The sequence below is a fragment of the Xanthomonas sp. 3075 genome (assembly GCF_014197275.1).
In the GTDB taxonomy this organism is placed as follows: domain Bacteria; phylum Pseudomonadota; class Gammaproteobacteria; order Xanthomonadales; family Xanthomonadaceae; genus Xanthomonas; species Xanthomonas campestris_B.
Genome location: NZ_JACIFI010000021.1, coordinates 67,357 through 78,199 on the forward strand (window position 1 = coordinate 67,357; position 10,843 = coordinate 78,199).

Annotated in this window: 7 protein-coding genes and 2 pseudogenes; 2 read left to right on the forward strand and 7 right to left on the reverse strand. The window is 60.7% G+C overall.

Annotation, left to right across the window (positions count from 1 at the left end; translation table 11 throughout):
- Positions 1 to 2 precede the first annotated feature (2 nt).
- Positions 3 to 974 carry a LysR family transcriptional regulator gene (locus GGR62_RS17240; protein WP_184409070.1) on the forward strand — a complete coding sequence of 324 codons (972 nt, stop codon included), beginning with the start codon at positions 3 to 5 and terminating at the stop codon, positions 972 to 974.
- Positions 975 to 1,201: 227 nt separating this feature from the next.
- Here the strand turns inward: GGR62_RS17240 and GGR62_RS17245 are convergent, their stop codons facing one another.
- The 7 genes and pseudogenes from GGR62_RS17245 to GGR62_RS17270 form a co-directional block, all read right to left on the reverse strand.
- On the reverse strand, positions 1,202 to 1,771 hold the full coding sequence (locus tag GGR62_RS17245; RefSeq protein ID WP_184409071.1) for a relaxation protein: 570 nt from the start codon (positions 1,769 to 1,771) through the stop codon (positions 1,202 to 1,204).
- A 30-nt stretch (positions 1,772 to 1,801) separates the two neighbouring features.
- Complete coding sequence (locus GGR62_RS17250; protein WP_184409072.1) at positions 1,802 to 3,097, reverse strand: DUF6792 domain-containing protein; 1,296 nt, start codon at positions 3,095 to 3,097, stop codon at positions 1,802 to 1,804.
- Positions 3,094 to 3,672 (reverse strand): hypothetical protein, encoded by a 579-nt coding sequence (locus tag GGR62_RS17255; protein WP_184409073.1) that lies wholly within the window; start codon positions 3,670 to 3,672, stop codon positions 3,094 to 3,096. The genes GGR62_RS17250 and GGR62_RS17255 overlap by 4 nt, the downstream gene beginning before the upstream one ends.
- Positions 3,673 to 3,840: 168 nt before the next feature.
- Positions 3,841 to 4,617, reverse strand: a pseudogene (locus tag GGR62_RS21470) (hypothetical protein); the annotation flags it as partial.
- Positions 4,591 to 5,115 (reverse strand): annotated as a pseudogene (locus GGR62_RS21475) (DUF2235 domain-containing protein); the annotation flags it as partial. The pseudogenes GGR62_RS21470 and GGR62_RS21475, both read right to left, overlap by 27 nt.
- Before the next feature lie 25 nt (positions 5,116 to 5,140).
- Positions 5,141 to 5,716, reverse strand: coding sequence for a hypothetical protein (locus GGR62_RS17265; protein WP_184409074.1), 576 nt, complete (start codon positions 5,714 to 5,716; stop codon positions 5,141 to 5,143).
- 315 nt (positions 5,717 to 6,031) lie between these two features.
- On the reverse strand, positions 6,032 to 6,607 hold the full coding sequence (locus GGR62_RS17270; protein WP_184409075.1) for a hypothetical protein: 576 nt from the start codon (positions 6,605 to 6,607) through the stop codon (positions 6,032 to 6,034).
- Between the two features lie 764 nt (positions 6,608 to 7,371).
- Here GGR62_RS17270 and GGR62_RS17275 point away from each other — a divergent pair.
- Positions 7,372 to 10,299 (forward strand): TonB-dependent receptor, encoded by a 2,928-nt coding sequence (locus tag GGR62_RS17275; protein ID WP_184409076.1) that lies wholly within the window; start codon positions 7,372 to 7,374, stop codon positions 10,297 to 10,299.
- Positions 10,300 to 10,843: the final 544 nt, after the last annotated feature.

Sequence of the window (10,843 nt, forward strand, 5' to 3'; positions counted from 1 at the left end):
CGATGGCAAATTCCAGCACTCCCTGGTTCAACGCGGCCCGGCTCAAGACGCGCCAGCTGCTGCTGCTGCTGCATCTGCACGAGCAACGCTCGGTGCTGCGCGCGGCCGAGGCCGCCAGCATGACCCAGCCGGCCGCCTCCAAGCTATTGGCGGAAATGGAAGACATGCTCGGCGTGAAGCTGTTCGAGCGGCACGCCCGCGGTGTCGAACCCACCTGGTACGGCCACGTGCTGATCCGCCGCGCCCGCGCGGCGATGTCGGAGATCGGCCGGGCCCAGGAGGAAATCGCCGCGCTGCGCGCCGGACGCATGGGCCAGGCCTCGATCGGCACCGTGGTCAACCCCGGCACCAACCTGGTGCCGCAGGCGATCGCCGAGGTCAAGCGCGAGTTCCCGGACATTCTGGTGCGGGTGGAAATGGATTACAGCCGCCCGTTGGTGGCCAAGTTGCTCGATGGCCAGCTGGACATCGTGATCGGGCGCATCCTTGGCCCGGAGGGCGTGGGCGAGCTGGAATTCGAGCCGTTGGCCGACGAGCCGCATTCGGTGATTGCGCGTGCCGGCCATCCGTTGGCCAGCCGGGCCGGCCTGCAGCATGCCGATCTGGTGCGCTACGGCTGGGTCCTGCCGCCGGCCGACAGCGTGCTGCGCGCGCGGCTGGATTCGATGTTCATGGAGCACGGCGTGCAGACGCCGACCAATGCGATCGAAACCTCGTCGTTGCCGGTCACCGCGACGCTGCTGCGCGGTACCGACATGTTGACCGCGTTGCCGGTGGAATCGGTGGCGCCGCTGATCCAGGCCAAGCTGCTCACCGTGCTGCCGATCGAGCTGGGGGTGCGGATGGAATCGTTCGGCATCATTCGTCGGCGCGATTACATCCTGCCGCCGGGCGCCGAGCGCATCTTGCAGGCGCTACGCAGCACGGCGCGGCGGTTGTATCCCGGTTTGCGGGCGCCGGAGTCGTCGGTCTAGCCGGTTCTGAAAATCCGCTGCGTCGGACGGCAAGCGGCGCTGCTGTTTGCACTGTGGGCCGCGCCATGATCGGCCCGCGCCAGGCCAGCAGCGATGAGCGATGCGATCCAGCGCGGCAGCCTGCGCAGGGTGTCGCCGGCAGTGGCGCAATGGCGCGCAAGGCATCGGCCTGGTCACTGAAAGGCAGGGGCGCCATCGTGCATCGCCGAGCTGTCTGGCCGCAGGAATCAGCGCTGTTTGACCTGCCGATATTGCCGGCGATCGCCGTAGACCGGGCCCTTGGTCTCGACGTTGGCGCATAGCCGGCCGTTGCACAGCGTCACGTCGGCGGCGTTGTAGGCGCGCAACAAGTCCGCACGCACCTGGTTGTCTTCAATTTCCTGGCGATAGTGGGCCAGCAACCATGCGCCACCGCCCAGCAACACCAGCAGACTTCCGACCACCACCGCCGCGCCTTTCCATAGCAGCAGGCGCTGCGCCCGTTCGATGCGCTTGAGTTGATCGGACAGCGACTGCGCACCTCCCCCGATCAAGCTACCGGCCTGCTGCAGCCGCTTCTCGAAACCGGCGACCGACGGGTCCATCCCCTGCTGGATATGTCTGACCACCGTGTCGGGGACACGCTGCATGGTCTGTTCGGCCGAACGGGTCATCACCCCGGGCAGCGACTGCGCCACCTGCTCCAGCTGCTGCGCAAGGCGGCGTTGCTGTTGCTCGATTTCACTGCAGCGGCGCTCGAACTGCTCCATAAGCGCGGCGGTCTTGCTGACCAACGTCAGTGGATCTTTTGCATCCATTGTGCATCCTGCCTTTGCTGCTGCCAGGTGTTACATGCTGCGCCCACCGATGCGCATCGTCTCGTGCTGCTGTTGCTGTTGTTGCGCCTGCATCGCCTGTTGCGCTGCCTGCTGTTCCTGCTGGTTCACCGTGTCGATGGCCTCGGCGCGCAACGCGCGGCCGGCTGGTTCATTGGCCAGGATCTGCGTCATCTGACGGAATTGATCGCGGTCGCCATTCTGTGCGGCGGCCAACATGCGGTCCAGGAATGCGTCCGGGTCGTCACGCAAGGATGGCGGCTTGTCGGCCGCTGTCCGCGTCTGCTGCGCCTCCGCCTTCATCGGCACATGCCACTGCTCAGGCGCATGGCTGCGTTCGCGCTCTTGCTGCAATTGCTGCATCTGCTGCTGCCAGCTTTGCGCATCGGTCTCACGACGCCCTTCCCCAGGTTCCAATGGACCGCGCAGGTGATCGATTCCATCCCGGACCAGGCCATCTACCCCTCGCGAGTAAAGCGTCAAGCCTGCGCGCAGCGTTTCCACATCGCCGCGATACTTCGCGATCATCGGCGCATATTGCTGTGCAAGCTGCTGCGCTGCTGGATCTTCCAACACGGAGACGTCCGGCTTGCCATTGCCATCGACCGGAAGAAAGTTGTGCATGCGATGCGAATCGCCCACCCTGAATGCAGAGGACAACGGATCGCGTGCATCCAGCGCTCCATGATCGTTGGCGTAATCGCCTCTCTTCAACGTCGCAATCTCTTGTGGCGTGGCATAGACCTTGATCTGCCCGTAATGTCGGCTGGCGGCGCTGACCGCATCGCCAGCCATGACGTGGTTGATCACCTCGGTGCCACCCTCGGGAATCCGCCGATCCAGGCTCACCGCCCCGTAGGCGTTGAATGTCTGCCCTGTCAGTCCGAAATGGTGTGCGGTGACCTGAGCCAGATCGCCACCTAAGGAATGACCTGTAACTGTCACTTGCGGGGCCGGCTGGCCGGTCTTGATGTGCTTCTGTTCTGCATAATCCAATGCATGCTGAGTAAAGTCGATGGCGTCGGCAACCTGTACGTTATGACGAGCCACTAACATACCTCCATCGGCTAATGCGCCATCCTGCACTGGCTGGCGATCAAACTCGCTCCCTCGGTGGACAACCACCACTTCACCCGTGTCAGCCCTTTCGTAGATAACACCTTGATAGCCTGATGGCTTGTCTACGTATTCCAGCCGTCTATAAGGCAAACCTCCTATGTCTACAACAGAGCTTCTCTTACCCGTCTCTTGTGGCTCGTCATAACCATCGCGCGCCAGTGCGGCATACTGCTGACTGGTCAAGCTCATGGGGTCGCCCTTTCTGCCTTGAGAATTACAGTAAATAACTCGCTTCGATTCGGCTCTGCATACTTTTCAGCGCTCTCTTCACCGGTATCGGGATAGTCGTCAAATTTACTCCTGGGATATCCGCCTGACCAAAAGAAAGTCTCTTTCGACTTAGATTCGAAAAAATATTTTTTCTCCAGGCTAGGCATAAAATCTGTTTCTGCCTTGACACCTGTTGCTTTTAGCGAAGCAGCCAGACCGCCAAATTCCCAGCGACAGATGCCTTTTCCGTAGTAGTCAGCATCGACCATCCCATCGGTATAGACCATCGCTGTGTAACTCGTGTTATTGATCTTCTGAAAAACGACAGGAACCCCAGCTTCTTTTGGCTTTGTCGACATTCCTAGCGCAGGATCGAACGGCGCACACTCATCGCGATTCGTCATGTCATAGAACGCAGTACCCGACACCAACTCAAACGACCCCGGCGCATCCTCGATGGTCATGGTGATGCGATAAGCCTGTCGCGGATTCGGATTCTTCCGGTACACCGGATCGCCATCCTCGGTGAGCGCCTGCCCGTCTTTGGACTGCATGTTGTTCTCCGTTGCGCCGCAAGCGCATAGCGATGTGGCAAGGGATAGGCATAACAGGGAGGCAAGAGTGCGAGGCATGGTGTCCTTGGCCGATGAGATGCCTTATGTTTTGAGCCTACGCTGCTTTTAACTGCAGAACAAGATTGAGCCGGGAGAGCCCGCACTCCCCTTGATCTGCACATAATATCGGCTGGCGGTGCTGGCCGCATAGCCAGCCATGACGTAGTTGATTACCTCATGGCCACCTTCGCGGATATGCCGATCCAGGCTCATTGGGCCATAAGCATTGAAGGTCTGTCGCTTGAGACTGAAGTGATGGGCACTGACCTGAGCCAAGTCGCCGCCGAGAGAATGACCGGTAACTGTCACTTTAGGGTTGCGATTGAGGCTAACTGCCTTACCCGCCAGGTCCTTCACGTGCACGCGGTTGCCCAGGGTGATTGCCATGACCGTGGTATAGAAGGACTGGTGCTGCTCAGAGTGGTGGATGACGTTCATCTCCGGCGCAGTGGACACCGCGCGCGGTTGCAGGAATGGCTTGTCGCTGAGGGTGTTGACGTAATCGGTAAGCAGGTTGCCGTTGCGCACGGACAGGCCATCGAGCCGGTAGGAACCGCCGATATCCGAATGCGCGCCCGGATTGACCAGATTGAGCAGGCGCCCATCCTGGGTGCGGCCCGGATCGATGATGTCCTTGGCCGGGAAGGTATCGCGGCGCTCGTCGCGGGCGGTGATTTGCAGGCCCGACACCACCGACGGCGGCAGGCGCGAGTCGCGCAGGTTCATGTCGCCGGTAGCCACCGGGTCGAGCAAGCCCACCGCCTGTGCGGTGCGCCCGGGTGGCACCAGCGGCGGGTGGGTCGGGGTGAGTTTTAGGATTTCGCCGTTTGGGCCTTGGTCGATCTGCATGCCGACCGGGTTCTGGATGCCGCGCTCGTGCACCATGCGGGCGAACATGGCCGCAGTGACCGCACCACGGCTGAAGCCGGTGGAGACGATGCTGATCTCGGCTTTGGGGTCTTGTTTCTGCCATTCCTTTGCTTGGGTGATGAACTTCAAGTACATCTCTTCCATCCGTGGCCCGTAGCTGTAGCCAACTGCACCGTCGAGGTTGCGGGTAAAGGCACTGTCCTGGGTACCTACGCCGGGGACGTAGTAGCCACTGATGTTCTTAACATTGTGACGAACTGCTGTTTGCACCTGATCGTCCAATATGCCGATATTCGTGATGTGCTCAGGATCTTTGTGCTTGTCATTGCCGGTGCCATCGAAGGATGCAACGAACAAGCGGGTGTGCGGGTTGTGTTGGCTGACCAGCAGAGGCGCCTGGAACTGCGCCAACGCATGGCGGCTTTGTTGATAGGCCGCCAAATCCTGCGCGGTCGCCGGATAGGTTTCCACTCCATCAGCCCAGGTCTTTGCAGTATCACGATCGTTAGCCATTACGTGCTCCCTGGCGAAAACGCCATTAGTAGCTCTTGGTGTAGGCGAGGATCAGGTCGCTGCGGAAATCACTGTTCGGATTGCCTGGCTCCTGTAACACTCTCGTCTGTACAAATGCCTTCATATACACATTGATGGTGCGGTCGTTCACTTCCAAAATGATATCGGGAGAGATATCCGCCTGCAGGATCGGTGGCAGCTGATCCTGGGGCACATGGTGCAGCACCACCTTGTCCTTGAAGATGGCCTCAAGATCGACTGTTGCATGGTGCGACTGGCCGTCTTTGGAGCGCCATGTCACCTCGGCGGGGGGGGGGAAGTGCGGGAAGTTACGGATGCCGATCGTATTGGCTTTAAGATTGCCTGGGTAGTCATCCCCTAGCGAAGCCGAGGAGATTTCTTTGACATCATCTGGGTCGCGCGCTGCGTACCTGCCGTCATACAGCACCTTGCAACCATAGGTGTCGTAGCACATTGCTCCGAACGCATGGTTGCTAAACGGAATCGGCTTACGGGTATCGATATGCACGGTGTTATGGGCATCGACTGGAATATTGCCTATCAGGTGAATACCGGATGGATCGTTGGTAGGGGTGTTCATGCGCGAACATCCAGTCAGAGGGTGGGCAAAGGCGACGCACAGCAGCAGAGGGAGCGCTGCACGGTGCTGCGGGATGCAAGGAGGTCGCACAGCCATGGAGCCACCTGTGGAAAGGGAGAAACAGCCTGCTACAGCGTACTATCTGCGATGTGCTCATGGTAGTGCGGAGCCGGCGTTGCGCGGCTCAACGCAAGGCGGCTGTGTTGGTAGCCTGCCGAGGCCCGCACAGTCGCCGGATAGGTTTCCACACCATCGGCCCAGGTCTTTGCAGTATCACGATCGTTAGCCAGTAAATGCTCCCTGGCGAATACGCCATCAGTAGGTCTTGGTGTAGGCAAGGATCGGATCGTTGCGGAAATAACTATATTCGTTGCCCGGCTTCTGTTGCACAGTCGTCTGTACCATCGCTTTCATATACACATTGATGGTGCGGTCATTCACTTCCAGGATGATCTCCGGAGGGATATCGGCTTTTAGGATCGGCGGCAGTTGCTCCTGCGGCACATGATGCAGCACCACCTTGTCCTTGAAGATGGCCTCAAGATCCACCAGGGCGTGGTGCGACTGGCCGTTCTTGGAGCGCCAGGTCACTTCCGCTGGGGGTGGGAAGTTCGGGAAATTGCGTATGCCGATGGTGCCAGCGTCAAGGTTGTTAGGGTAACCATCTCCTACTGACGCCGATGATATTTGTTTTACATCTTCGGGATCGTGTGCCTCGTACCTGCCGTCGTACAGTACCTTGCAGCCATAGGTGTCGTAGCAGAACGCCCCGAACGCATGGTCGGCGAACGGAATTGGCTTGCTGGTATCGATATGCACGGTGTTGTGGGCGTCGACTGGAATATTGCCGATCAGGTGAATACCGGATGGATCGTTGGTAGGCGTATTCATGCGTGAACATCCACTCAGAGGATGGGCGAAGACGGCGCACAGCAGCAGGGGGAGCGCTGCACGGTGCTGCGGGATGCAATGAGGGCGCACAGCCATGGGGCCACCTGTGGCAAGGGAAGGATAGCCTACTGCTTGCGATATGCTCGTGGTAGGTCGGCGCTGGCGTGGCGACTCAGGTGCCCCAGGCATGAGCGGCAGCGGTTGCGGTGCAGGGACTTGCCATCCGCACGCACGCCATTGCGCGTGATTTTCTCTGTGATCTGCCCGCTGCGACGCAGGATTTTCCCTAAACGTCTCTTCCCTGTGGCACGTAGCGGTAACCCGGGATAACGTCGAGCGCACAAGCGGGTGTGTCGGCTGGCCGCCAAGGTTGCCTGGAACTGCGCCAACGCATGGCGGCTTTGTTGATAGGCAATCCATCCCGCGCAGTCGCCGGATAGGGTTTCATGCCATCGGCCCAGGTTCTTGCACCATCACGCCCACACTTCTAGCGCATCCGTTCGTTCCATTTCGTTTCGATATACCAGTCCATGAATTTTTCATTGGCTGGCGCTGAAACACGCGCCTATACCTGTGCACCAGATCGCACGCTGAAGCGAACGTGAAGTCGAGCAGGTGATCGGCGGCCAGGCCGCCATGCAGTGGAAGGGAAGAGCCGTGCGCTAGCGCCTTGCTCTTGCACGATCATGCGGTGCGCATGCGGTATGTCGCGCGGTGCCGTCACAACCTGTCTTCAGTCGTCTTGCGTCCTGGGAGGGATTCAGATGCTCAGCTTTTCAAGCCATGCCTCGGCGGGTACGGGCGTGCGTGCGCGTCCGTCGCGTTTGTGTCGTTGCACCATCGCCGTCAGCATCGGGCTGATGCTCGCCACGCCGGCATACGCCCAGCAGGCGCAGCCTTCCCGGAACGCCCAGGCCGGCAACGCCGCCAGCAGCGCGGTGGATCTGGATGCGGTGGAGGTGCGCGGGGTACGCGCCAGCCTGATCAAGTCGCAGGTCATCAAGCGCGATGCCACCCAGATCGTCGACTCGGTCAGTGCCGAAGATATCGGCGCCTTGCCCGATCGCAGCGTCACCGAAACGCTGCAACGCGTCAGCGGCGTGACCATCGATCACTTCATGGCCCGCAACGACCCCGACCACTTTTCCGCCGAAGGCAGCGGGGTGATGATTCGCGGGCTGACCCAGGTGCGCGGCGAACTCAACGGGCGCGATATCTTCAGTGCGGCCAGCGGCCGTGGCCTGAGCTTCGAGGACGTGCCCGCCGAATTGATGGCCGGCGTGGACGTGTACAAGAATCCATCGGCGGAAATCATCGAGGGCGGTCTGGGCGGCACGGTCAATCTGCGTACGCGCATGCCGTTCGACAATCCGGGCCGGATCGTCGGCGGCAATATCGACGTCAACTACGGCGACATGAGCAAGAAGTACAAGCCGTCGGCGTCGTTCCTGTTCAGCGATCGCTGGAATACCGGCATCGGCGAGATGGGCTTCATGGTCGATATCTCGCATTCGGAACTGGCGACGCGCTCGGACGGCATCCAGGTGGAACCGTATGTGCGACGCACCGATGAGGCGGTGCTGGCCGGCAGCGGGCGCGATCAGGTGTATGTGCCGGGTGGGGTGAACTGGCGGCAGCTGGATTTCGAGCGCAAGCGCAATGGCATTGCCGCTGCGTTCCAGTGGAAACCGAGCGATGCGACTGACATCTATGTGCAGTACCTGCGCTCCAGGTACGACATGAACTGGCAGGAGCGCGCGGCGTTTTTCAACGACAGCAACAACAGCATCAGCCCGGCGCCGGGCACCACCTTCGATTACGACAACCGCGGCGGGTTCCTGCGTGGCTCACCGGTGTCCGATTCATGGCGTGGCGTGCTCACCGGCGACGGTGTGCGCTTCAATACCGACAACCGCTATTCCGAACAGCGCACCACCACCACCGATCTGTCGGCAGGCTTCAGCCACTTCTTCAACGACAACCTGCAGATCAAGGGTGACATGCAGCTGGTGCAGTCGGAGAACGAGCAGCTGGATTTCACCGCGTTCAGCGCGACCTATCTGCCCGGGCTGACCTACGATGTCTCCGGCAAGTACCCCAGCGTGCAGATCGCCGACCCGGCGTTTACCCAGAATCCGTCCAATTACTTCTGGGCGGCGGCGATGGACCACCTGGGCAAGAACCGCGGGCGTCAGCTGTCCACGCGCGTGGATCTGGAATACACCTTCGATGACAGCAGCTGGCTGCGCTTTGCGCGCTTCGGCATGCGCGCCACCGACCGCAACCAGATCAACAAGAACTCCGGCTACAACTGGGGCGTGATCTCCGACAACTGGGCCGCGGTGCCGGGCACCAGCAACGGGCTGGCCAACATGTCCGAGTTCATGGCCGACCAGTCGTCGTTGTTCACCTTTTCCAACTTTTTCCGGGGCGGGGTGAATGTGCCGACCACCCTGGTCGTGCCCAACAGCAGCCTGGTCAACAACTACCGATCTGCCTCGCAGATGATCCAGCAGATCGTGGCATTGCGCGGCTCTGGCTGGTCGCCGGATCAGTACCAGCCGCAGGACACCAATCGTCAGTTCGAGCGCACCCAGGCGGCCTATGCGGCGCTGTATTTCGGCAGTGACCAGGCATGGGGCGTTCCGGTGGATGGCAATGTCGGCGTGCGCGTCGTGCAGACCAAGACCCAGGCCGAAGGTTTTGGCCAGTTCCAGAACCTGGCTGGCCTAAACGTCTCGCCGGAGTTGCAGGCGCGCTACACCGGGCAGTACTTCGACAACGATGCGCAAGGCAGCTACACCAACGTGTTGCCCAGCCTGAATCTGCGGCTGCGCTTCAGCGACAGCCTGCAATGGCGTTTTGCCGCCTCCAAGGCGATGGCGCGCCCGGACTATACGCAGCTGCAGCCGTACGTGTTGCTCAACGTGAAAATCAACGACGCCGGCCAAGCGACCAGCTTCGTCGGCACTGCCGGCAACCCGACCCTCAAGCCGATGGTGGCCAACCAGTTCGACACTGCGCTGGAGTGGTACTTCGACACCAGCGACATGCTCTACGCCACGCTGTTCTACAAGAAGGTCAAGGACTACTTCTCCACCCAGACCCGCAGCGAGATCTACGATAGTCGTCCGTGGCTGGTGACCCGCCCGTACAACATGGACGAAGGCACCATCCGCGGCGCCGAGTTCGGCTACACCCAGTTCTTCGACAGCCTGCCGGGCTGGCTGAGCGGGTTCGGCATCAATGCCAATTTCACCTTCGTCGACAGCAAGGGCGGCGCCAATACCGCCACCGACCCGTACGCCAACACCACGGTGAGCGGCGTCGAGCTGCCGCTGGAAGGCCTGTCGCGGCGCAGCTACAACCTGGCCGGCATCTACGAGAAGGGGCCGTTGTCGTTGCGCCTGGCCTACAACTGGCGTTCGCGCTATCTGCTGGCCACCAGCGATGTCACCACCCTTCTTCCGACCTGGGCAGACGACTACGGCCAGCTCGACGGCTCGTTCTTCTACCGCTTCAACGAACACCTGCAACTGGGCGTTCAGGCCAATAACCTGACCAACACGGTGACCAAGGTGTTGATGGGGCCGACCTCGTACGAAGGTGGCGAAGTGGACCGGCGCCTGTACACGCGTTCGTCGTTCGTCAACGATCGGCGTTATTCGCTGGTGCTGCGGATGAACTGGTAAGAGCGGCTAACAAAACGACTTCGGGTCAGCCTACTGCAGGCCGGCTATCTGCGGCCTGGTTGCAGGGCCCTTGCCCGCCCAGCGTCGCGGGACACGCTGCAAGTACGTCCATGTAGCTCTTACGCGGCATCCATGCCGCGTAAGGTCCCGCGACGCTGGGCGTGCAAGGACCAGTCGAGATGGTCGGTGTGCATGTTTTCAAGAAAACAACCGATCAACTCTCTGGTGCAGTGTCCTCGCCGATTGCGGGACCGTGTGACGGCATGGATGCCGCCACCGAGCCTCCAGGGATGGATTCACGGCGTGTCCCGCGAGCGGTGAGGGCACCGCGCATTCGACCCACTCAGCGTTTGATCTGGACTTCTGACTGCATCCACCAAGGTACGGTCGACAAAACCACTGCACTCACTGACAGGCGCTCGCTCGCCAGGTTTTGTTAGCTGCTCTAAGGAACCTCTGAACAACGCACCACAGATACGCGACACTACCCGCCTCATGTTGAGGAGTGATCCATGCAACTGACGTTCGGTGACGCTGAGGGCCT

Coding starts and splice junctions, on each gene's coding strand:
- GGR62_RS17240 (WP_184409070.1), top strand. CDS start 3: ATGGCAAATTCCAGCACTCCCTGGTTCAACGCGGCCCGGCTCAAGACG.
- GGR62_RS17245 (WP_184409071.1), bottom strand. CDS start 1,771: ATGGATGCAAAAGATCCACTGACGTTGGTCAGCAAGACCGCCGCGCTT.
- GGR62_RS17250 (WP_184409072.1), bottom strand. CDS start 3,097: ATGAGCTTGACCAGTCAGCAGTATGCCGCACTGGCGCGCGATGGTTAT.
- GGR62_RS17255 (WP_184409073.1), bottom strand. CDS start 3,672: ATGCAGTCCAAAGACGGGCAGGCGCTCACCGAGGATGGCGATCCGGTG.
- GGR62_RS17265 (WP_184409074.1), bottom strand. CDS start 5,716: ATGAACACCCCTACCAACGATCCATCCGGTATTCACCTGATAGGCAAT.
- GGR62_RS17270 (WP_184409075.1), bottom strand. CDS start 6,607: ATGAATACGCCTACCAACGATCCATCCGGTATTCACCTGATCGGCAAT.
- GGR62_RS17275 (WP_184409076.1), top strand. CDS start 7,372: ATGCTCAGCTTTTCAAGCCATGCCTCGGCGGGTACGGGCGTGCGTGCG.